The following is a 20,715-nucleotide window of genomic DNA, read 5'->3' as shown; positions in this document are numbered from 1 at the left end:
GCCTTGGCAAGCCCTACGGTTGCTCACCACGCGCAGAGCCTGTACAAAACGGTGCGGCGCGCGGGATCTCGCGTTGCCTTGCCTAGCGGAGTGGTGATGTGAGCTTCTGGATCGACGTACGTGCCGAGACCGATGAACAGCGGGTGGCGGCCTGGCAGCGGCAGCTCGCGCCGTTGGTGGCGGATGTGTTCACGGCCTATTCGGCTGGGTTCTTCGCCGACTACTCGCCGGAGTCGTTGGACGACCTGGAGCAGTTCGTCCTTGCGGCACTGCGAGATCCGGGCGTCATGATGGAACCCTCCGCCTTACCCGTCGTCAAGGCCGCCGTCGGGTACCTCGGCGAGACGCTATTGCGAGCGGGCGGCGGCGAGTGGCTCTGGGGGCAGGGGAAATACGCGGGCATGCCGTGTGTCACGCTCGAAGCGGAGTCCGCGCAGCTGGCTCCCTTAGAATACATCACCGAAGCCGTCCGCGTCCGCGACGGCAAGCAGTTCACCCAGCTGTGGTCGCGCATCGAGGCCGGACACGACGCCGACTCCTCGGATCTGCTGCTCACGTTGGTCGAGACGATCGTGCAGAACCACGGCTATTCCTGCACAATCGAATCCGACGAATTGCTGCTGTCCGGGTCCGACTGGGTGCTGCCGTTGGACAATCTGCGCCGCAAGGTCGCCGCTGAGCCGCAGGACCAGTGGCCCGCCTTGGTGGCCGATCATCTGACCACGATGTTCAATGAGCTGGACGTGACGACGACGGACCCGCTCGACATGGACGACTTCGAACGGATACGGCCACTATTGCGGGCACGGATGTATCCGGAGGATATGGCGGACGTCGGTATCCCGGTTGTGGCACGAACCCTGGCTCCCGGACTCGTACAGCGGGTGGTGATCGATCAGGTCCAGACGATGGTGGCCGTCACCTCCGACCGCCTGTCCCACTGGCGAATTCAAGAACAGGACCTGTTCCAGCTCGCGGAGGACAATACCTACGACGACGGACTTCTCACGGTCGAAGATCTCGAAGACGAGGACGGCGAGCGGATTTTCGGCCTCTACGGCTCAGCCGACTACGCCAGCGCACATGTGCGCTGGCGTAGCGAATATCCAGTGATCGGTCGATGGGGCGCGGCATTCGTGGTCCCGTGCGAGGGCACGGTCTTTATTCACCCGCTCGATGGCACGGACGCCTATGTCACCGTGGGCACGCTGGCGAAAATGGCGATGGTGACGCATGCCCAACGGCCTTCCCCCGTGAGCCCGTCGGTCTATTGGTGGAACGACGGCATCATCGAACTCGCGGCCGATGTCCGTGAGATGGGCGACGAGCTCGAGCTGCACGTCTCGGCGGAATTTCAGGAAGTGATGGAGCAGATCGCCGAATATGCCGACGACCCGAGCTGATGGGTAACCGAATGATGTCATTGCCCGGCTGAGTCTGCTCGATTCCCCGGCCGCCGGGACCGGCGGCCGGGAATCCGCCATCGATAGAGTTCGTCCGCCCAGAGCGTAATGACTAGGCACACTGGGCCGAGGTGGCCTTACGCTCTGACTATGACCGAGCATCCGAGACTGCACTCGATCCCCGGTGGACGCGACGAGCGGCATCGACAACCGGAGCAGCAGTCCGAACGGGAGCCGCTGTGGCGTGAAGTGCTCGGGCAACAGTTACGCATGCTTCGCCAGGACCAGCGCGACACCATCGCCGAAACGGCAGCGCGCGCAGGCGTCTCACCGCAATACCTGTCCGAGGTGGAGCGTGGCCGCAAGGAACCCTCCAGCGAGATGATCGCCGCGCTGGCCGGGGCTCTCGGCACCACCCTCGGTGGACTGACCGAGCAGGTGGCCGACGCACTGCGCGCTCATCGCCGGCTCACCCTTCTCCCCCGGCCCACACCGCGGTCGGGCACCGCACCGACACTGCTGTTGCTCGCGGCTTAGTCACTCCCGATCATCCAGTTTTGCAGGGCAATTCAACGCCGCGGAATCACGAGCGCGCTACCAGCAGGCGGTCGACGAGACCGTAGTCGACGGCAGCCTGCGCGGTGAAGACTCGATCGCGGTCGGTGTCGTGCCGCAGCCGTTCCGGCGGCTGCCCGGTGTGCTCGGACAGAATGGACTCGATCTCCGCGCGCATCCGCACCAGCTCGTCGGCCTGCAGGATCAGGTCGGGAATCGCGCCCTGCCCGCGCGAAGCGGGCTGGTGCAACACCACTCGGGCATGCGGCAGCATCGCGCGGCGGCCGGACGCCCCACCCGCCAGCAACACCGCACCGACGGCGATGGCCTGACCGACACAGGTGGTCTGCACCGGTGCACTGATGTGCTGCATGGTGTCGTACACGGCGAGCATCGCAGACAGGTCGCCACCCTCGCAGTTGATGTACAGGTCGATCGCCTGCTCAGGGGCCTCCGAATCCAGGTGCAGCAGCTGTGCGATCAGCGCATTCGCCACACCCGAGTCGATCGGCGTGCCGAGGTAGACGATCCGCTCGGCGAGCAGGTGCGAGTAGATGTCGGTGATCCGCTCACCGCCGCGCGGATGCTGCGCGATGACATTGGGAATCGTGTAGCTGGTCATGCCGAAATTCCGATCCGCTGGCGTTGGGGCACGATCTGCCCGAACGAGTCGACAATGTGGTCGATAAAGCCGTACTCCTTGGCCTGTGTCGCGGTGAACCAGCGGTCGTGCAGCGAATCCTCGTAGATCCGATCGAAAGGCTGCCCGGTGTCCTCGGCGATGATGCCGAGCACGGTGTCCACCGTGTACCGCAGGTCTTCGGCCTGGACCTCGACGTCGACCGCGCTGCCACCGATGCCGGCCGAGCCCTGATGCATGAGCACCCTGGCGCGCGGCAAGGCGAAACGACGTCCTTTGCTGCCGGAGGACAACAGGAATTGCCCTGCACTGCATGCTAATCCGAGTGCGAGCGTGGACACCTCGCACGGCACGAGCCGCATGACGTCACGGATCGCGAGCATCGCGGGCACCGAGCCGCCGGGAGAATGAATCCACAGCGAAATATCCGCCTCCGGGTCCTCCGCGGCGAGCGTGAGCAGCTGTGTCATCAGCAACGTGCCGTTGTCGTCGTCGAGTGGACCGTCGAGCACGAGTATTCGGCGGCTGAGCAGTTGCTCGCGAGCTCGCCAGCTGAACATTCGAGTGTTGTCATCGTGAGCCATACGTCCACCGTGCCGCACCGACCGCCTGAAAAGCGGCCCCCGCTGCTGTCAGCAGATCTGCCCACAGCAGCGACGTCGAGCTCGCCCCGCGACGTAACCATCGCATCCGGCTGGAAGGCACATGACATCTCAACGTTTTTGGGCGCGGGTGCGGACGTGGATGCGTTCGCCGTGCTTTCCGAAGAGGCTGAGGACTTCGACGCTGCCGCGTCCGGCGGCGCCGAACCAGTGTGGAACCTGGCATTCGAACTCGGATGCTTCACCGGCGCCCATGATGAAGTCGTGGTCGCCGAGTTTGACGCGGAGTTGTCCACGGAGCACGTAGAGCCACTCGTAGCCTGCGTGGGTCCGCAGGTGGGGTTCCTCGTCGTGTGCGGGGATGGTCATCTTGTATGCACGTGGTTCTCCCTGTCGACCCGACAGCGGAATCAGCACTCGGCCCTCTTTTCTGGTGGGATGCTGCGGCACGCGAGGGTCGAGGATCCTGGGTGCTGTGGCGATCTCGTCGAGTGGGATGCCGAGGGCGGCGGTGATCGGCAAGAGGAGTTCGAGGCTGGGCTTGCGCTGAGCTGATTCCAGTCGGGACAGGGTGCTGGTCGAGATACCAGTGGCCCGGGCAAGGTCGGACAGACTGACACCCTTCTTCTCGCGGGCGCGCCGCAACCGGGGAGCAATCTGCTCGATCACGGCAACGACACTCGGTTGCTCTTCCATGAGATCCATTCAAATCACTGTGTCCCGGATTTCCATCAATGTGTCCCGGATTCAGCAACAGTGTTTGTCGGTTCCGGGTGGCATCCCTGATGCTCCTGCTCGGAGGTGATCCGAATGAACGCAACAACGGATACAACGAACAGCTCAGTGTCAGAGGTGTTTTGGGACACAATCATTATCGGTGGTGGGGCTGCTGGGCTATCGGCCGGCATCGTTCTCGCGAGAGCACAGTTCGCGACCTTGGTCGTTGATGGTGGTCCGCCCCGGAACGCGTCTGCCGACCACATGCACGGGTACCTGACACGCGATGGCATGTCGCCGAGCGAGTTCATCACGGCCGGAAAAGCCGAGTTCACGGCGTTCGGCGGGTCGCTCGTGAAGGCTTCAGTGGTCGACGCGCAGCGCAAGCCGGACGGCACGCTCGAGATGCGGCTGGCCGACGGGGGCACATTGCGGGCACGGTCGGTGCTGGTCGCAACCGGCATTACCGACGATCTCCCCGACGTCCCGGGGCTATCCGAGCGTTGGGCATCCGAGGTGCACCACTGCCCTCACTGCCACGGCTACGAGGTGCGGGGCAAGACGATCGTCGTCATCGGCAGCACTATGGCGGCGGTATCGACACATCTGGCAGCACTGCTGCGCCGCTACAGCTCATCGGTGACCTTCTGCCTCAACGGCATAGAACTCAGCGACGCGCAGCGGCAACGGCTCACGGCATACGGCGTGCGGTTGATCGACGGATACGTAACCCAGGTCGTGACGAGTACCGGCGCCGAGACCCGAGGCCTCGTCGGAATCGAACTCGACAACGGCGAAATCGTCCCGTGCGAAGCCATCTTCGTCGCACCTCGCCCGAGACCGCATGACGCGATCTTGACCGCACTAGGCGTGACCACGGTCGGTGGACTTCTTGCCGTCGACGCCCAGGGTGCCACCGACATCCCCGGGGTCTGGGCAGCCGGGAACGTGGTCAACCCCCGAGCGCAGGTCATCGCCGCCGCTGGCGCGGGCTCGACTGCCGCGATCAGCATGACCGGTTGGCTGCTGGAACAAGAGCTGTCCGCTGCGGTCGCTCGCGACGGGCTCGATGTCGGGGGTGTCTACTGATGGCCACCACCGTAGAGTCGTCCCGGACCAGTCGCTCCGACAGGCTGCCCGCCGGGGTGTACCTGCTGGGTTTCAGCCTGTTCGCGATGGGCAGTGCCGAATTCCTGATGGCTGGAGTCCTGCCCGCGGTCGCCACCGATCTCGACGTCGCGCTCTCCTCAGCCGGAATGCTCATCACCGCGTTCGCGTTAGGCGTTGTCTTCGGCGGTCCGCTTTTCGCCGTGTTCAGCCTCCGCTGGCCACGTCGCACCGCCCTGGTGGCCACTCAGGTGGTCTTTGCTGTCAGCATCAGCGTCGGACTGCTGGGCAACTACCAAGTCATGCTGCTCTCCAGGGTCGTTTCCGGACTCGCCTACGCCGGCTTCTTCGCTGTGGCGTCGGTGACCGCGATCAGCTTGGTAACCCCGGATCGAAACGCTCGCGCGTCCGGCGTCGTCGTCAGCGGCCTCAGCGTAGCTATGGTCGCCGGTGGTCCCGCCGGGACGCTGCTCAGCCACTTCACCGAATGGCGCGGAGGATTCTGGGCCGTCGTGGTCCTGACGCTGGCCGGAGCCATTGCCTGCATAGTCGGACTCCCCGCCGGCACATCGGCCGCCGACCCTGCCACCGGGTCGAGCCTGTCGCGGGAACTCGCCACGATGCGGAAACCATCGCTGTGGGGCGTTTACGGAATCACCATCCTGACCACCGCGGCGTACATGATCTCGTTCAACTATCTCGCGGCCATGCTCGCCGACATCACCGGTATCCCTGAGGTCTGGATTCCGGCCATCCTCGCGCTGTTCGGGGTGGGCGCGTTCATCGGACTTTCCATCGGTGGCAGGATCTCCGATCAGCGCCCTCACTTCGCACTGCTCACCGGCGCGGTCGGCGTCGTGATTCTGTCGGTCGTCATGGTTGTCGTGATCGAGCAGATCTGGGCGGTGGCGCCTGCGGTGTTTCTGACAGGTATCGCGGCGTTCGTGCTCAACCCCGCCCTCTACGGGCGCGTATTCGCCATCGCTGCCGAAGCCCCCACCATCGCGGGCGCCACAACCGTGTCGGCTTTCCAGCTCGGCATCAGCATCACACCCGTTCTCGCCGCCGCGACACTCACACACGGTGCCGCTCTCACCTCGGTGTACTTGATCGGAACCGCTCTCGCCGCAGCTGCTGTCCCGCTCATCCTCCTTGACCGAGCACGACAGGCACGATCAACGGCAACGGGCAACAGCTGACATCACCCACCACCCAAACCACCAACCGTTCGGCGTGTACTCGCGCTGCTGTGAGCAGATTTGCTCACAGCAGCGCGTCCAGCACATCGAGCGCAAGGGGAAAGCCGGCTTTCGACCCTTCCACCCGCTCGAGTCCTATACTTAGCTACCTCCGTCACTATCGATGGACGCCAACGCGGGTCGGGAGATCGGCGAGATTCTTATTCGATCAAGGCAACCAGCGGCGGGACCCCGGAGCACAGATGAGCGCTTCGGTATTTCACCGAATTCCGAAGCGCGACAAGCGATCTCGGCCGAACTATCGAGCAGTGCCGAAGCTTACGCACCATTCGCCGCACGATAGGGGAATATCGATGGGCACGACATTGCAAGAATTGCGTGAACAGGTGCGCGCACCTGTCATTACCGCCGACGATCCGGGTTACCACGAGGCACGCACGGTCCACAATGGAATGTTCGATCGCCATCCGCTGGTCATCGTGCGACCGGAGCAGGTCGCCGATGTCGTCGCGGCGGTGAACTTCGCGCGCGACGCAGGACACGATCTCTCGATCAAGGGCGGCGGGCACAGCGCGCCCGGATTCGGTACCAACGACGATGGCGTCGTCATCGACTTGTCGCTGATGCGCTGGGTGCACGTCGACCCGAGGTTTCGCACCGCACGGGCCGGGGCCGGGGCAACCTGGGGCGACTTCAATTACGCGACACACACCTATGGGCTCGCAACGACCGGCGGGATCGTGTCGACCACCGGCATTGCCGGGCTCACCCTCGGTGGCGGTATCGGATATCTTTCCCGCGCATATGGATTGACGATCGACAACTTGCTGTCGGCCGATGTGGTCACCGCCGACGGGCAGGCACTGACCGCGAGCCCGACCGAGAACGAAGACCTCTTCTGGGCGCTGCGCGGCGGCGGTGGCAACTTCGGCGTTGTCACCTCGTTCGAGTACCGGCTGCACCCCGTCGACGAAGTCTACGTCGGCCTGTTCTTCTACGAACTCGAGCACGCAGGCGCGCTGCTGCGCTTCTTCCGCGACTTCATCCCCGTCGCGTCCGAAGCCTACGGCGCATTTCCTGCCTTCCAGATCGCTCCGCCGCTGGAGTTCATCCCCGCTGACCGGCACGGTGACACGCTCTGCGCCGCGATCGCGCATTGGGCCGGACCGCTCGACAAAGGCGAGGAAGCGATGCAGCCGTTCCGGGACCTGGCACCCAGGGTCGGCGAAATGGTCGGGCCGATGCCCTATCCAGCCCTGAACACCGCGTTCGATGCGATCTTCCCCAAAGGCATCCGCAGCTACTGGAAAGGCAGCTTCGTCACCGAATTGACCGATGCCGCCATCGAACAACACCTGATCTACGGCCCGAAAGTGCCCGAGGTGAGTGCGACGATGCATATGTATCCGATCAACGGCGCCTGCCATCGAATCGCGACAGCGGACACCGCATTCCCTTATCGCCACGCGACGTTCGCGACCGTCTTTCTGGCCTCCTGGCAGAATCCCGCCGACGACGCGGCGCGCATTCAATGGGTTCGCGATTACTACAACGCGACCGCACCGTACTCCGAGCCCGGCGGCTACATCAATTTCATGGACGACGACGACCGGTCCCGCGTACCGGAGAATTACGGCCGGAATTACCAACGGCTGGCCGAGGTCAAACGAACCTATGACCCGGACAACCTGTTCCACCTCAATCAGAACATCAGCCCGAGCAGATGACCGAGCAGATGACCGAGCTCGTCTCGCGTGCGGAGGGCGTGCGATTCGACGAGCTCGCCCTCGCCACGCGCAACCATGGCATGCCGCTGGAAGGCATGCGTTACGACATCACGCCGATCGGCATGCACTACTTGCTGATCCATTTCGATATCCCCGAGGTCGACGCGTCGACCTGGCGGTTACATGTCACCGGAAACGTCGAGCGAGAACTCGAGTTGTCTGTCGAAGACATCAGATCGCGGCCCGCGACGACGATGGCGGTCACCCTGGAATGCGCGGGCAATGGACGCACTGCGATGGACCCGCGCAATATCAGCCAGCCGTGGGGACTGGAGGCGATCGGCACCGCTTCGTGGACGGGCACACCGCTGCGCGGCATCCTCGACGAGTGTGGTGTGCGAGACGGGGCGGTCGAGGTGGTCTTCACCGGCGCCGATCGCGGTTTCCAGGACAACGTCGAGCACAACTACCAGCGCTCGCTCGGCCTCGGCGAATGCCGTCGACCCGAAACACTGCTCGCGTACGAGATGAACGGTTCGCCGCTACCGCCGCAGCACGGCTTTCCGCTACGGCTGCTCGTGCCCGGGTGGTACGGCATGACAAGCGTCAAATGGCTGCGAGACATCGAGGTCGTCGACCGGCCGTTCATCGGGTTCCAGCAAACGTCGGCCTACCGCTACCAACAGCACAATCACGATCCCGGACAACCGGTTTCACGCATCAGAGTGCGTGCGTTGATGATTCCGCCAGGCATTCCGGACTTCCAGACTCGGCGGCGCACGGTCGATGCAGGCGCCGTGACGATTCGCGGCCGGGCATGGTGCGGCACGGCCCCCGTGGCAGGCGTCGAGGTCGGCATCGATGGCGTGTGGCAGGACGCTCGAATGAGTCCTGCGCTCGCCGAATTCGCCTGGCGCGGCTGGAGCTACGGGTGGGACGCCCGACCGGGTGAGCACCTGCTGAGCTGCCGTGCCACCGATGCGGACGGCGGCATCCAGCCGGCCGGATCGGTGTGGAACCTCCAGGGAATGGGAAATAATCTGATGCACAGCGTTGCCGTAACGGTCCGCTGACCGGGGTCGGGAAGCGGCACCTTCTGCTGCGCCGTGCCCATCGCGTGTGCGCGCCGACGTTTCGACAGCGCCTCCGATGCGCGCCGTTTGTGGCATGCCAGGAGGTTTCCACGAAGGTGCCGACGGGCTCGGTGCTGTCGTCGCCGACGTGAACGATTACCCGCGGACGAGGTCGTCGTCGGGCGCACCCAGCACAGCCACTGCACAAATGACGGGAACAGACGCGGGCGTCGAGATGTTGCCAGATGGTGGCCGGGGGCGACAACGTGAGAGGATGACCGTGCAGGTCGAGATCTGGACCGATATCAACTGCCCCTTCTGTTACCTGGGGAAAGAACGCTTCGAGCAGGCGTTGACGGCGTTCGCGCACCGCGACGACGTCGAGGTGGTGCATCGTTCGTTCGAATTGGACCCGACGCTGCCTGCCGACGAATCCGGTCCGGTGATCGCGAAGATCGCGCGTAAATACGGAATCAGCGAAGCGCAAGCGGCGGCCAATGAACGCGGCATCGGCGCCCAGGCCGCCGAGCTCGGCCTCCCGTATCTGACCGAGGGGCGTGACTACGGCAGTTCCTTCGATATGCATCGGCTGCTGCACCACGCACTGGCGCAGGACAAGCAGGACGAACTGCTCGACGCCCTCTACCGCGCGAACTTCGCGCAGCAGCAGTCCTTGTTCGGCAACCACGAGCGATTGGTCGAGGTCGCCGTCGGCGCCGGGCTCGACGAATCGGGCGCCCGCGCGGTACTCGCCGACCCCGATGCCTACGCCGACGCGGTGCGTGCCGACGAACAGGAAGCGGCCCAGCTCGGCGCCACCGGTGTGCCGTTTTTCGTCATCGACCGAAAGTACGGCGTCTCCGGTGCCCAGCCATCCACGGTGTTCACCCGAGCGCTGGAGCAGGCATGGGGCGATCGTCAACCCCTCGTGCAGATGGCCGGCGGTGCGGATGTCTGCGGCCCGGATGGATGCGAGCTGCCTACTCGCGATTGAACTGCGGGACAGCCGAATCCGGATCGCGACGCAGCGGCGCACCCGGGCAGCTTCCACCGCGGAAGAGTTCGCCGTTAGCCGGCCGGGGGCTTGCGCCAGACCAAAAGATAGCGCCAGAAGAGCAAGCGCCGGACGTCTGCGCCGGGTAGCGCCGCAGTCGCGCCGGCGCGGACTTGGCGCGTCGTCAGGGACGGGTCGAGCATGACGGGCATCTCGTCATGCGCGGGTTCTCGCGCGTACCAATCGCCTCCGCTGGTGGCCCTGGCCACCGCGAATACCGCGGCGAAAACCCGCTGCGCGGCGAAGGCGGCGAACTCGACGGGGAGTTCTCGGGGCAGGTCGGTTCTCGGCAGTGCGATCGCGGCGAGTACTCCGCCGGGACGTAGCGCTGCCGCCATGCGGGGCAACGCGTCCGCCAGCGTCATGTGGTGCAGCGCGGTTACCGAGAAGACCGCGTCGTAGCGCCCCTCGGGCACGACGCCATCGGACAGGAAGTCGGCGCGCACGCACGTGACATTGGCGGGCACCGTGCGTTGGGCCGCCGCGATCATCTCCGGCGAGCGGTCGAGCGCGTCGACATGAGGAACCCGGGCGGCGAGCGCTGTGGCGAAAGCACCTGCGCCGCAACCCACATCCAGCACATCCGCGCATGGTGTCGGCAGGTGGCGCAGCAAGGTCCGGTGGTAGTACGCATTGTGGTCCCAGGCGAATCGGCTCACCCCGGCAAGCCTAGTGCGTCGGCGAGCCTGCGCCCCTGTCCGATCAGGACAGCGCCACGTGGCGGAACACGTTCTCGACGACGAGTGCGATCGCTCCACGCTGCTGCCTACCGTTGCGGTGGTCGACATTTCACTGAGTGGGGCGACGGTCGACGCTGTTCGGCGCCACCTGTGTACCGATGCCATTCTCGTGGATGAATTGCCGTATCCGTGCAAGCTCTCCGAGTCGGTGCCCACCTGAGCGGGCTGCGCGGGCCATAGTGGTTCCTATGGGCCACCGAGCAACTGTCGCCGACATGTTTCGACCTTTGCTGCGCGCCGCTCTAGGGCCCCGACCGGCGATCGGGTTCGAGTTCTGGGACGGAAGCGTAATCCGGCCCGAGGGCGAGTATCCGGGCACGATGCGCGTGCGATCCAAAGACGCGCTCAGTCACCTGGTGTGGGCGCCGGGCGAACTCGGCCTCGGCCGCGCTTTCATCTCCGGCACTGTCGATCTCGACGGCGACCTTTTCCAGATCCTTCGATCACTGCAGTCGACAGCGCCCCGCGACGCTCGCCTCGGTCTCGGCGCCGCATGGCAGGCCATCGGCGCCGCGCGGCGACTCGGCGCGCTCGGCCGTCCGCCGCAACCACCTCCCGAGGAGGCGCGGCCCCGGCGCGGACGACTACACACCGAACGCCGCGACGCGGCGGCGATCAGCCATCACTACGACGTCGGCAACGACTTCTACCGGCTGGTACTCGGGCCGAGCATGACCTACTCCTGCGCACGGTTCGCCACGGCGGACGACGACGGTCGCGGCGGCGCGCACGCCACGCTGTCGCTCGAAGACGCCCAGCGCGCCAAGCACGACCTGATCTGCCGCAAACTCGGTCTGGCCGAGCAACGGGGGATGCGACTGCTCGACGTCGGCTGCGGCTGGGGCGCTATGGCGATGCACGCGGCGTCGACGTACGGCGCGCGGGTGGTCGGTGTCACGATCAGCAAGGCGCAGGCCGCGCTCGCGCGCGAGCGCGTCTCGGAGGCCGGGCTGTCCGCGAGCGTCGAGATCAGGCTCGCCGACTATCGCGAGCTGCGCGGCGAGACATTCGACGCCATCTCCTCGATCGGCATGTTCGAGCACGTCGGCACCGAGCGCGCCGCAGAGTACTTCGACACCCTGCGCACCTTGCTTCGCCCGGAAGGACGTCTGCTCAACCACGCGATCTCTTCCCCGGGCGGGTCCACCATGCGCAGCCGCTCCTTCATCGGACGCTACGTCTTCCCGGATGGCGAACTCGTGGACGTCGGCGAGGTCCTGCTCGCCATGGAGCGCGCCGGCTTCGAAGTGCGCGACGTGGAGTCGCTGCGCGAGCATTACGCGTTGACCCTGCGCACCTGGGTAGCCAATCTGGAAGAGGCTTGGGATCAGGCGGTTTCACTGGTCGGCGCGGGCCGCGCACGGGTGTGGCGGCTGTACATGGCAGCCTCGGCACTCGGCTTCGAGGACGGCGGCCTCGGACTCCATCAGGTGCTCGCAGTAGTGCCCGATGCGCAAGGACGGGCGGGCATGCCCGCGACCCGCCGCGCCTGGGGCTGAACCCTGATTCCGCCGGGCGATCGACCAACAGGGGGCGCAGCCGGTTGCCGCCGCGGACATCCGGAGGTAATCACCGCCGAGGGCAACCTGAACGAATGCCGTTGCTTCGGTGTGTATTACGTGCGCGGTACCCGCGGCGAAGTGAGATCGTCGACGAAGCTCGGCGGACCGAGCCATCGCCTGTCACGGTTGCACGACTACACCACCGGTAACGGCGGCGCCGCCGGGAAGACGACCGGCAGCGCGGTCAATGCCCGGTGGAATGGACCAGGCCGCCAGGTCAAGTCCGAAGGTGATCCGGCCAATCGGATCTCGGGTAGCGCATCGAGGAGTTGGTCGATGGCATCCTGGGCGATCATGTAGGCCATCGAGCTGGCGGGACACACGTGCGGGCCCGCGCCCCAGGATAGGTGAGACCGGTTGCCGGAGTGCTGGTGGACGCTGATCTCGGGATCGCTGTTGCAGGCGGCCATGCTGATGACGACCGGTTGATGGGCGGGCAGCCAGACGCCGTCGATCAGGATCGGCTGTCGCGGAAAGCTGATGCAGAAGTTCGCCATCGGTGGATCGGTGAACAACACTTCATCGAGGGCGTCCCTGGTCGAGAGACTACCGCCGAGCACCTCGCCGCCGAATCGCTCGTCGGTCAGGATCAGCAACATGGTGTTGACGATCAGGTTCTGCTGCGGTTCGATGCCCGCGCCGTAGAGCGTGGCCAACTGGTGCACCATCTCCGTATCGCTCAGGCCCGAAGGATGCTGCACCATCCGTGTGGTGACATCGTTGCCAGGTTCGGCGCGCTTGAGCTGCGTCAGCTCCAGCAGCGCACCGACGAGCATCTTGTTGCCACGATCGGCATCGACACCTTCGAAGACTGCTGCCATACCGGTCGCGGCTTTCTCCGCGATCTCGGCCGGACAGCCGAGCATGGCGTTGAGCACCGCGAAGGCGAGCGGAAACGCATACCCGCGAACCAGATCCGCGGACCCCGCCGTACAGAACGAATTGATCAGCGGGGTCGCGATCTGGGCGACGGTGTCGTGCAACCAATATGGATCGACCTTATCCAAACCGGCGGTATTGGTCTGCCGATAGCGGACGTGTTCATTGCCGGCATTACGCAAGGCGTTCGGCCGCCACTGCATCATCGGCAACACCGGGCAGTCGGTCGGAATGTTCTGCTGCCAGACGCGCGGGTCGGCCGGAAAATGGTCTTGGTCGTTGAAAATCCGAAGCGCCGTGTAGTACCCGACCACCAACGTGGCGGGCACACCCGGCGCCAAATCCACCGGCACCAAAGACCCATATCTCTTCCGCATCTCGCGATAGGCGCCATGCGGGTCCGCCGCGAACTCCGGCGAATACAGCGACGCCCGTGGGCCATCGGTATCGATCGGCGAACCCAGCTGCACGCGACCGGAGTGGTCGGACGTTGAGGACGGGGGCATTGTCATCGGAGGAACTCCAGGCGGTTGGTCAACAAAGCTCAGTGAGCCTAGGCAGCTACCGGCGGGTACGCACCCGGAATCATTCCCCGATCAGGTAACGATGCGGAGCGGATGTTCGAGTAGACCCTTCAGTTGCTGGAGGAAGGTGGCGGCGGTGGCGCCGTCGACCGCGCGATGGTCGGCGGACAACGTTACTCGCAGAATCTTGCGACCGACAACCTGACCGTCGACCAGTTGCACCTCGTCCGCGGCGGCGCCGACGGCGAGAATGGCCGCCTGAGGTGGGTTGATCACGGCGGTGAATTGTTCGATACCGAACATCCCGAGGTTGGAGATGGTGAAAGTGCCGCCGCTCATTTCGTCCGCGCGCAGCTTGCGAGCGCGGGCCCGTTCGGCCTTGTCCCGGCTCTCGGCGGCGATCTCGGAGATGCTCTTACGGTCGGCATCCCGGATGACCGGCACGACGAGCCCGGCCGGAATCGCGACTGCCACCCCGATATGAACGCCGTTGTGCCGCAACAGCTTGTCTCCGGCATAAGAGACGTTCACCGACGAGTCGGCGCGCAGCGTCGCAGCGACTGCCTTGACGATCAGGTCGTTGACGCTGACCTTTCCGGCACCGGCGATGCGCAGTGTCTCGTTGATGTCGGCGCGGAAGGCCAGCAGGTCGGTGACATCGATGGCGCTCGTCAGGTAGATGTGCGGTGCCTGCTGCATGCTCTCGGTGAGGCGTTTGGCCGACACCTGCTGGACCGTGGTGAGCGGCACTTCCTCGAAATCGTCGTATCCGACCGGAATCCCTTGGGCAGGAGATGATTCAGCGGCATTCGGTCCCGCTGCCGCCGTCGCTTCGGCGCCTGCGTGCACAGCGACACGCTGCGCGGCCGATTCCACATCCTGTCGAGTGATCCGACCGGCAGGGCCCGTCCCTGTCACGGTGGCCAGATCGACGCCCAATTCGCGTGCCACCTTACGAGCGAGTGGCGAGGACTTCGGGCGGCCACCCTGAGCGGCGGCGGTCGAAGTCTCCTGTGTTCGAACGAATTCGACTGTCGTGGCTGCCGCAGCAGCGCCGTCGGTTGCCGATTCGGTCGACACCGGCGGAGCAGACACCGGCGGAACGGATTTCGCGGCCGAACCGGTACCGTCCCCGATCAGCGCGATCGGGTTGCCGATGGAGACACGGGTCCCCGGCTCGGCCAGGATCTGTTCGAGCACCCCGTCGTCGTAGGCCTCCAGCTCCATGAGGGCCTTGTCGGTCTCGATCTCGGCAAGGACCTCACCGCGGGTGACCTTGTCGCCGACCTGCTTGAGCCAGGCGACGACGACGCCCTCCTCCATCGTGTCGGAGAGCCGGGGCATGGTGATTTCTGGCATGTTGTCGTCCTCGGTTCTCAGCGGCGGCGGCCGACGGCGGCGAGCGTTTCCAACGCGGCCGTGTGCAGGGATTCGGCCGACGGCAGCGCGGCCTGCTCGAGCGATTTGGCATACGGCAGTGGCACTTCCGCCGCGGCAACCCGCCGGACCGGTGCGTCGAGGTAGTCGAAGGCGCCGTCGGAGATGGTCGCCGCGACCTCGGCGCCGATGCCGTAGGTCAGCCAATCGTCTTCCGCCACCACAGCACAGCCGGTCTTGCGCACCGAGGCCACGATGGTCTCGCGATCGAGTGGACGCAGACTGCGCAGATCGACGACCTCGGCGCGGATACCGGATTCGGCCAACCGCTCGGCAACCTGGGTGGCGATTGTCGCCATCCGCGAGTAGCCGATGAGCGTGATGTCGGCGCCCTCGCGAGTGACCGCCGCCTTGCCGATCTCGGCAGGCGGAAGATCATCCGGCACTTCACCTTTAGTGTTGTAGAGCGCGAGGTTTTCCAGGAAGAGCACTGGGTCGTCATCCTCGATCGCGGCCCGTAGCAGAGCGCGGGCGTCGGCCGGGGTGCTGGGGGCGACCACTTTGAGGCCGGGCACGAAGGCGTAGTAGAGCTCGATGTTCTGCGAATGTGTCGCGCCCAGTTGCTGACCGCCGCCGCCAGGGGTGCGGATAACCATCGGCACGCTGGTCTGCCCGCCGAACATGCCGTAGATCTTGGCGGCATGATTGACGATCTGGTCCAGCGCCAGCAGCGAGAAATTGATCGTCATGATCTCCACGACCGGGCGCAGCCCCAGCATCGCGGCGCCGACCGCGGCGCCGACGAAACCCTCCTCGGCGATCGGAGTGTCGCGCACCCGCTTCTCGCCGAACTCGGCGAGCAAGCCCGCGGTGATCTTGTAGGAGCCTTCGAAGACTCCGATCTCCTCCCCGATCAGGAAGACATCCTCGTCGCGTTGCATTTCCTGGCGCAGGGTTTCGCGCAGCGCTTCGCGATAGGTGATGACAGGCACGGTTGTCCTTTGCGATTCAGAAGAGCGTGCGGTCAGAAGAGCGGATCGGCCGGCAGCCTGCGTGACGCTCCCCCCGCCACCGGGGTGGCGTAGGTGTAGTCGAACAGGGTCGACGGGTCCGGGTGCGGGCTCGCGTCGGCGAAGGCCACCGCCGCGTCCACCTCGGCCTCGACGGCCGACTCGATGGCCGTGACATCGGATTCGTCCAGCACGCCCGCGCCGATCAGTTCCCCGCGCAACCGCACCACCGGGTCGGACTCGCGGGCGGCCGCGGTATCCTCGCCACTGCGATACTTCGCCGGATCGACCACCGAGTGCCCCTTGAGCCGGTAGCTCACCGTCTCCAGTAGCGCCGGTTTACCCTCGCGCCGAGCGGTTTCCAGCAGTTCCCTGGCCATGTCGCGGACGGCGAGCACATCGGTGCCGTCGACCTGTTCCCCGCGCATCCGGTAGGCGGCGGCCCGCTTGTAAAGATCGGGTTCGGCCGAGGACTTCTCGACCGTGGTGCCCATCCCTAGCTGGTTGTTGATCACTACGAACACGACCGGCAGATTCCACAGCGCCGCGATATTGAGGGATTCGTGGAACGCACCGATATTTGTTGTGCCCTCACCCATTTGGCACACCACCACGTCGTCCTCGCCGCGGTAGTCGATGGCAAGCGCGGCGCCGACGGCGAGCGGAAGCTGACCACCGACGATGCCGTAGCCGCCGAGCAGGCGGGTAGCGGTGTCGAACATGTGCATCGAACCGCCCCAGCCCTTGGAGGTGCCGGTGGTGCGACCGTACAGTTCGGCCATCACCCGCCCGGGCTCGATGCCTTTCGCGAGGGCGTAACCGTGTTCGCGATAGTTGGTGAACAGGTAGTCGGTGGGCCGCATTGCCGCGCCGAGGCCGACGACGGTAGCTTCCTCACCGAGATTGAGATGGCAGTAGCCGCCGATCTTGGCCTGGGAGTATCCCTGCGCCGCGCGTTCTTCGAAGCGCCGGATGAACATCATGTCGCGCAGGTAACCGCGCAGGGTGTCGGGCTCCTCGACGGCGAAGGCGTGGGGAGCGCGGTCCATTGTTTCGGTCACGGTGATCCTCCTCAGCGCTTCCGCGGCGCGATGTGTACGGGCAGGCCGAGCGCGGTCAGCGCGGCCTCCATCCCGATCTCGCCGAGGGTGGGGTGGGCATGGATGGTGTCGGCGAGTTCGTCGAGCGTCGCCTCGAGACTGATTGCGAGGGCGCCCTCGGTGATCAGATCGCTTGCCGAAGGTCCGATGATGTGGACGCCGAGAACTTCCTGATACTGCTTCCCCGCAATGATTTTGACGAAGCCTTCGGTGTCGCCGAAGGTCTTCGCCCGACCCAGCGCCGCGAACGGGAACCGCGCGGTGACGATTTCGCGTCCGGCCGCGCGCGCCGCGGCCTCCGTCAGGCCGACACTGGCGATCTCGGGATGGGTGAACGTCGCAGCGGGGATGGCGGTGTAGTCGATGTGACTGTCGTGTCCGGCAATGACATCGGCCGCGGTGAGGCCCTGGTGCGAGGCGACGTGCGCGAGCAGTGCCCGGCCGGTGACGTCGCCGATCGCGTAGACATGCTCGACGCCGGTGCGCAACCGATCGTCGACGGGAATGAATCCCCTTTCGTCGGTGGCGATTCCGGCGCGCTCGAGTCCGAGGTCGGCAATGTTGGGCCGACGTCCCACGCCGACGAGCACCACATCGGCGTCGAGTTCACGTGCATGCTTCCCTGTCACCGTGACCCGCAGCGCCTCGCCCTGCTCGATCGAGGCGACCGTTGTTCCGGTCAGCACCGCGATGCCATGCTTGGTGAAGGAACGGCCGAGGGCGGCGCCGATGTCGCTGTCTTCGGCGGGAACCAGGCGGTCCTGCATCTCCACGATGGTGACGTCGCTGCCGAAAGTGGCGAACAGGCTTGCCCATTCGGCGCCTACGGCGCTGCCGCCGACGATCACCAGCCGGTCCGGAACGGCTGTCAGTCCGAACGCACCGTCGGAGGTGATCACCCCGGGCAGGTCGGATCCTGGCACGGGCAGGCGCGCGGGCACGGACCCGGTGGCGACGATGATGTCGCGTGCGGTGAGCTGCCGGATCGCCGCGGCGGGCGCGGCCGCGTAGCGCGGGCCATCGGGACCGATCGGGGACGGACCGACCTCGTGCACGTCGACGGTGGTCGGTCCGGTGAAACGAGCGTGTCCCTCGATGACGGTGACACCGTTGGCCGCGAGCAGCCCGGCGACACCGTCGGTAAGCTCCTTGACGATGCCGTCCTTGCGCTGCCGGACCGCGGGGAAATCGAACCGCGCATTGTCGGCGTACACGCCGTAATCCGCTGCGGCCTTGACTGTTTGGAACACCTCGGCCGACCGCAGCATTGCCTTCGTCGGAATGCAGCCCCAGTTCAGGCACACCCCCCCTGGTCGTTCCTTCTCCACCAGGCCCACCGACAGGCCACGCTGGGCCGCACGGATGGCGGCGACATAGCCGCCAGGCCCGCCTCCGATCACCAGCAGGTCGAACTCCGGCACTCGTGGTGCTCCTCAATCTCGAATGAATCGACTACGCCGAGGTGGTGGCATAGGTCGTTTCGATCGAGTCTTGCCGGACCGGAATGCACATACAATGCCTTCGAAGCCCAGCAATCAGGCCGTGAAAATGGGCGCAGCGCCCAATCCGCCTGCTCCCGGATCGGTGCGCAGGCGGGGTCAGTCGGTGCGGCCCATCAGCTCGAGCGCCGATAGTGCGAGCGAAAGTTCGAGATAGGCGCGCTGTCCGTCCACCGGGCGGCCGATCAGGCCGGAGACGCGCTGCAGGCGGTTGAGCACGGTGTTGCGGTGGCAGTGCAGGCGGATCGATGCATTGGCTGCCGAACAGTTTTCGGCCAGCCAGGCCGCGAGGGTCTGCAGCAGCACGTCACGTTCTCGCGGCGGCAGCTCCAAGACCGGGCCGAGCGTGCGGGCGACCAGCAGTCGGGTCAGGTCCGGGGAGTTCACCAGCAGGGCCTCGGGATAGCGCTTCTCGAGCGACACCAGCTCGACCGCGCTCTCGGGCAGCGTGTCCATGGCAATTCGGGCCAGCGCGTGGCCCCTGTCCACCTGGGCAAGCCCGGGTACCGCAGGCGACGATGCGGCCCGGCCGCGGACCAGGGGACGCAACGGGTCGAGCACGGCGGCGACGTCCCGCTGTTCCAGCGACACCAGCCCGATCATGCTGTCGACGCGGGTGTGCCACACCGACCGGATACCCAGTGCCGCCAGGACGGTCTCGGGCCCGACCAAGGCGGGCCTGCCGTCTGCGCGTACATCCGCTGCCACCACCAGATACGCGCCGTTCACCGGCAGCTCGAGCTCACGGGCCGCCCGCGCGGCGAACGTGGCATCCTGGGCGCGCCCGGCCAGCAGATCCTCGATCAGCGCATGCCTGCGTCGCTCATCTCTGCGCACCTGCTCGAGTTCGGTGTTCCGATACGACGTGGACAACGCCGAGGACAACCCATCGATCACCGTCCACATGGCGGTACCGGCTTCGCGGATCTCGTGCGGCTGCGAGCCTGCGCTTTCGGCGTTGTCCAGCAACGCTTCCCACACGATTCGTCCGCCGAGCCGGAAGGTGCGCAGCATCGCTTCCAGCGGTACTCCCTGTTCGGCGCGATGCCTACCGATCGAGGCGGCGACATCGTCGCGTTCGGGATCGGTCGCTGCGCCGCTGAGCAGTTCCAGGATGCGCGTCAGGTAGCGACGGCAACCGTCACGCAGATCCGCGCGCGGCACCGAGGTGTAGTCGGTCCATTCCGGGTTGTCGGTGAAGATCGCCGCCAGCAGGCGACGGGTGAGCACCGGAATGTCGGCGAGGCATTCCGCGGCGAGCTTCCGCGTGCCCACCGTGGATAATGCGGATCGAGGCGCTCCCATGTCGATCGACGCTACTCACCGGGCGTCGTTTCTTCGCGATCCGGCCGCGACAGCGCGGCCAGCGTGTCAGCTATCGCCCGGTAGCCCTCGTCCGCCGCACCCAGTATCGCCTGCTGCACGGGTGCATCGATGACGGCGTCGTTCATCCGTGCGGCGAAAGCCGCCCAGCGTTGCCGGTCGCCGCTGCTGTAATAGGCGAGGCCGCGACCGTCCGCCAATCCGAACGTGGCCCGGACATGTGCGGTCAGCTCCAAGCCGCCCATCGTGGACCCTTCCATCACATACAGGAACCCGAGCGCGGCAGCGGGAGCCGCGGTGATCCGATCGGAGATCAGTGCCGCGAACTGTGCTGCCTCGGTAACGGCCGCGACATCATCGATCACCGCCTCGAAGTACCCCAAATCCTGCTCCAGCAGTGGCACTTTGACAAGATCGGAGCGCCACACCGCGGTCACTGTCGCGTCGGCGGAGCCGGCCAGTCCGGCCTCCAGGGCGCCGAGGATGATTCGATAGGCCCGCAGCTGGCCGACATATCGGCCCAGTGGCAGCGTCCTGCTCAGGAGTTCGAGGTTGAACGGCGTCGCCTCCAGCGCGTCGTGCCAGGCCCGGGTTTCGGCACGTAGCCGTTGCATGATCATGGTT

At 65.7% G+C, this 20,715-nt stretch carries 20 protein-coding genes; 9 read left to right on the top strand and 11 right to left on the bottom strand.

Translation table 11 applies throughout. From position 1 onward, the window contains the following. The first annotated feature begins 98 nt into the window (after positions 1-98). Positions 99-1,403, top strand: coding sequence for a hypothetical protein (locus AB0M74_RS07760; protein WP_364902979.1), 1,305 nt, complete (start codon positions 99-101; stop codon positions 1,401-1,403). Positions 1,404-1,553: 150 nt separating this feature from the next. Beyond that, the gene (locus tag AB0M74_RS07755) at positions 1,554-1,940 is read left to right on the top strand and encodes a helix-turn-helix transcriptional regulator (RefSeq protein ID WP_364902977.1); all 387 of its coding nucleotides are present in this window, start codon (positions 1,554-1,556) and stop codon (positions 1,938-1,940) included. A 46-nt stretch (positions 1,941-1,986) separates the two neighbouring features. On the opposite strand, the gene AB0M74_RS07750 is transcribed toward AB0M74_RS07755, so the two are convergent. The 3 genes from AB0M74_RS07750 to AB0M74_RS07740 all read right to left on the bottom strand — a co-directional run bounded on the left by AB0M74_RS07750 (position 1,987) and on the right by AB0M74_RS07740 (position 3,896). Continuing rightward, positions 1,987-2,580: an ATP-dependent Clp protease proteolytic subunit gene (locus AB0M74_RS07750; protein ID WP_364902974.1), complete on the bottom strand. Its 594-nt coding sequence runs from the start codon at positions 2,578-2,580 to the stop codon at positions 1,987-1,989. Further along, on the bottom strand, positions 2,577-3,182 hold the full coding sequence (locus AB0M74_RS07745) for an ATP-dependent Clp protease proteolytic subunit (RefSeq protein WP_364902971.1): 606 nt from the start codon (positions 3,180-3,182) through the stop codon (positions 2,577-2,579). Before AB0M74_RS07745 ends, AB0M74_RS07750 begins: the two co-directional genes overlap by 4 nt. 129 nt (positions 3,183-3,311) lie before the next feature. Further along, the gene (locus tag AB0M74_RS07740) at positions 3,312-3,896 is read right to left on the bottom strand and encodes an XRE family transcriptional regulator (RefSeq protein WP_364903657.1); all 585 of its coding nucleotides are present in this window, start codon (positions 3,894-3,896) and stop codon (positions 3,312-3,314) included. Between the two features lie 114 nt (positions 3,897-4,010). Here AB0M74_RS07740 and AB0M74_RS07735 point away from each other — a divergent pair, with 114 nt between their 5' ends. The 5 genes from AB0M74_RS07735 (at position 4,011) to AB0M74_RS07715 (ending at position 10,017) form a co-directional block, all read left to right on the top strand. Further along, positions 4,011-5,006, top strand: coding sequence for an NAD(P)/FAD-dependent oxidoreductase (locus AB0M74_RS07735; RefSeq protein ID WP_364902969.1), 996 nt, complete (start codon positions 4,011-4,013; stop codon positions 5,004-5,006). Beyond that, positions 5,006-6,223 carry an MFS transporter gene (locus tag AB0M74_RS07730; RefSeq protein WP_364902966.1) on the top strand — a complete coding sequence of 406 codons (1,218 nt, stop codon included), beginning with the start codon at positions 5,006-5,008 and terminating at the stop codon, positions 6,221-6,223. Before AB0M74_RS07735 ends, AB0M74_RS07730 begins: the two co-directional genes overlap by 1 nt. 353 nt (positions 6,224-6,576) lie before the next feature. Next, positions 6,577-7,950 (top strand): FAD-binding oxidoreductase, encoded by a 1,374-nt coding sequence (locus AB0M74_RS07725; RefSeq protein ID WP_364902963.1) that lies wholly within the window; start codon positions 6,577-6,579, stop codon positions 7,948-7,950. Next, positions 7,947-9,023 (top strand): sulfite oxidase, encoded by a 1,077-nt coding sequence (locus tag AB0M74_RS07720; protein ID WP_364902962.1) that lies wholly within the window; start codon positions 7,947-7,949, stop codon positions 9,021-9,023. The genes AB0M74_RS07725 and AB0M74_RS07720 overlap by 4 nt, the downstream gene beginning before the upstream one ends. A gap of 274 nt (positions 9,024-9,297) precedes the next feature. Continuing rightward, positions 9,298-10,017: a DsbA family oxidoreductase gene (locus AB0M74_RS07715; RefSeq protein ID WP_364902959.1), complete on the top strand. Its 720-nt coding sequence runs from the start codon at positions 9,298-9,300 to the stop codon at positions 10,015-10,017. Between the two features lie 74 nt (positions 10,018-10,091). Here the strand turns inward: AB0M74_RS07715 and AB0M74_RS07710 are convergent, their stop codons facing one another. Continuing rightward, a complete protein-coding gene (locus tag AB0M74_RS07710; RefSeq protein ID WP_364902956.1) occupies positions 10,092-10,736 on the bottom strand; it encodes a class I SAM-dependent methyltransferase in 645 nt (214 codons plus the stop codon). Positions 10,737-10,794: 58 nt separating this feature from the next. Here AB0M74_RS07710 and AB0M74_RS07705 point away from each other — a divergent pair, with 58 nt between their 5' ends. After that, a complete protein-coding gene (locus AB0M74_RS07705) occupies positions 10,795-10,977 on the top strand; it encodes a hypothetical protein (protein WP_364902954.1) in 183 nt (60 codons plus the stop codon). Positions 10,978-11,032: 55 nt separating this feature from the next. Next, on the top strand, positions 11,033-12,316 hold the full coding sequence (locus AB0M74_RS07700) for a cyclopropane-fatty-acyl-phospholipid synthase family protein (protein ID WP_364902951.1): 1,284 nt from the start codon (positions 11,033-11,035) through the stop codon (positions 12,314-12,316). A gap of 197 nt (positions 12,317-12,513) precedes the next feature. On the opposite strand, the gene AB0M74_RS07695 is transcribed toward AB0M74_RS07700, so the two are convergent. The 7 genes from AB0M74_RS07695 to AB0M74_RS07665 form a co-directional block, all read right to left on the bottom strand. Then, positions 12,514-13,770, bottom strand: coding sequence for a cytochrome P450 (locus AB0M74_RS07695; RefSeq protein WP_364902948.1), 1,257 nt, complete (start codon positions 13,768-13,770; stop codon positions 12,514-12,516). Positions 13,771-13,854: 84 nt separating this feature from the next. Then, the gene (locus AB0M74_RS07690; protein ID WP_364902945.1) at positions 13,855-15,141 is read right to left on the bottom strand and encodes a dihydrolipoamide acetyltransferase family protein; all 1,287 of its coding nucleotides are present in this window, start codon (positions 15,139-15,141) and stop codon (positions 13,855-13,857) included. Positions 15,142-15,158: 17 nt separating this feature from the next. Beyond that, on the bottom strand, positions 15,159-16,142 hold the full coding sequence (locus tag AB0M74_RS07685) for an alpha-ketoacid dehydrogenase subunit beta (protein ID WP_364903654.1): 984 nt from the start codon (positions 16,140-16,142) through the stop codon (positions 15,159-15,161). 41 nt (positions 16,143-16,183) lie between these two features. After that, positions 16,184-17,230 carry a pyruvate dehydrogenase (acetyl-transferring) E1 component subunit alpha gene (pdhA, locus tag AB0M74_RS07680; protein ID WP_364902942.1) on the bottom strand — a complete coding sequence of 349 codons (1,047 nt, stop codon included), beginning with the start codon at positions 17,228-17,230 and terminating at the stop codon, positions 16,184-16,186. A gap of 11 nt (positions 17,231-17,241) precedes the next feature. Next, on the bottom strand, positions 17,242-18,690 hold the full coding sequence (lpdA, locus tag AB0M74_RS07675; RefSeq protein WP_364902940.1) for a dihydrolipoyl dehydrogenase: 1,449 nt from the start codon (positions 18,688-18,690) through the stop codon (positions 17,242-17,244). Between the two features lie 177 nt (positions 18,691-18,867). After that, positions 18,868-20,073 (bottom strand): helix-turn-helix domain-containing protein, encoded by a 1,206-nt coding sequence (locus AB0M74_RS07670; protein ID WP_364902937.1) that lies wholly within the window; start codon positions 20,071-20,073, stop codon positions 18,868-18,870. An 11-nt stretch (positions 20,074-20,084) separates the two neighbouring features. Beyond that, positions 20,085-20,711: a biliverdin-producing heme oxygenase gene (locus AB0M74_RS07665; protein WP_364903651.1), complete on the bottom strand. Its 627-nt coding sequence runs from the start codon at positions 20,709-20,711 to the stop codon at positions 20,085-20,087. Positions 20,712-20,715: the final 4 nt, after the last annotated feature.

The sequence above is a fragment of the Nocardia sp. NPDC051463 genome (genome assembly GCF_040681975.1).
GTDB lineage: Bacteria > Actinomycetota > Actinomycetes > Mycobacteriales > Mycobacteriaceae > Nocardia.
Note: the sequence above shows the minus strand (reverse complement) of the source record. Positions and strands in the feature narration are given on the sequence as shown.

Bases quoted from the DNA above. Each gene is read 5' to 3' on its own strand.
- AB0M74_RS07750 (WP_364902974.1), bottom strand. From the start codon at position 2,580: ATGACCAGCTACACGATTCCCAATGTCATCGCGCAGCATCCGCGCGGC.
- AB0M74_RS07715 (WP_364902959.1), top strand. From the start codon at position 9,298: ATGACCGTGCAGGTCGAGATCTGGACCGATATCAACTGCCCCTTCTGT.
- AB0M74_RS07720 (WP_364902962.1), top strand. From the start codon at position 7,947: ATGACCGAGCAGATGACCGAGCTCGTCTCGCGTGCGGAGGGCGTGCGA.
- AB0M74_RS07735 (WP_364902969.1), top strand. From the start codon at position 4,011: ATGAACGCAACAACGGATACAACGAACAGCTCAGTGTCAGAGGTGTTT.
- AB0M74_RS07740 (WP_364903657.1), bottom strand. From the start codon at position 3,896: ATGGAAGAGCAACCGAGTGTCGTTGCCGTGATCGAGCAGATTGCTCCC.
- AB0M74_RS07670 (WP_364902937.1), bottom strand. From the start codon at position 20,073: ATGGGAGCGCCTCGATCCGCATTATCCACGGTGGGCACGCGGAAGCTC.
- AB0M74_RS07665 (WP_364903651.1), bottom strand. From the start codon at position 20,711: ATGATCATGCAACGGCTACGTGCCGAAACCCGGGCCTGGCACGACGCG.
- AB0M74_RS07730 (WP_364902966.1), top strand. From the start codon at position 5,006: ATGGCCACCACCGTAGAGTCGTCCCGGACCAGTCGCTCCGACAGGCTG.
- AB0M74_RS07725 (WP_364902963.1), top strand. From the start codon at position 6,577: ATGGGCACGACATTGCAAGAATTGCGTGAACAGGTGCGCGCACCTGTC.
- AB0M74_RS07695 (WP_364902948.1), bottom strand. From the start codon at position 13,770: ATGACAATGCCCCCGTCCTCAACGTCCGACCACTCCGGTCGCGTGCAG.
- AB0M74_RS07700 (WP_364902951.1), top strand. From the start codon at position 11,033: ATGTTTCGACCTTTGCTGCGCGCCGCTCTAGGGCCCCGACCGGCGATC.
- AB0M74_RS07745 (WP_364902971.1), bottom strand. From the start codon at position 3,182: ATGGCTCACGATGACAACACTCGAATGTTCAGCTGGCGAGCTCGCGAG.
- AB0M74_RS07690 (WP_364902945.1), bottom strand. From the start codon at position 15,141: ATGCCAGAAATCACCATGCCCCGGCTCTCCGACACGATGGAGGAGGGC.
- AB0M74_RS07755 (WP_364902977.1), top strand. From the start codon at position 1,554: ATGACCGAGCATCCGAGACTGCACTCGATCCCCGGTGGACGCGACGAG.